We start from the raw sequence: 312 nt of genomic DNA, 5'->3' as shown, positions 1-312 counted from the left end.
ACATGCCCGTAGGGCGCAAGGTAGGGCTAGGTCTGTCGTTTGTTAACGACCAGATCGGACCTGTAAAGGAGAACAATGCCTATGTTGACTTCAGCTATACGCTGGAGTTGGGCGGCGGTCACAAACTTGCCATGGGGGTCAAGGCGGGAGCTACGTTTTATGACGTAGGTCTTACGGGCCTTGACAGGCTTGATGCGGATGACCCATTGTTGGGAGAGGACGTGAACAGTGTGTCCCCTAACGTAGGGGCGGGTTTCTACCTTTACAAGCCGGATACTTATTATGTGTCTCTTTCCATGCCGAACATCATCA

Annotated in this window: 1 protein-coding gene; it reads left to right on the top strand. The window is 52.2% G+C overall.

Going from position 1 to position 312, the window contains the following annotated elements:
* Positions 1-312 (top strand): type IX secretion system membrane protein PorP/SprF (locus LOK78_RS16470; RefSeq protein WP_232635676.1); only part of this gene is annotated, 312 nt, incomplete at both ends.

The sequence above is a fragment of the Mangrovimonas futianensis genome, from assembly GCF_021245805.1.
Taxonomy (GTDB): domain Bacteria; phylum Bacteroidota; class Bacteroidia; order Flavobacteriales; family Flavobacteriaceae; genus Mangrovimonas; species Mangrovimonas futianensis.
This window is presented reverse-complemented; position numbering and strand designations above follow the sequence as displayed.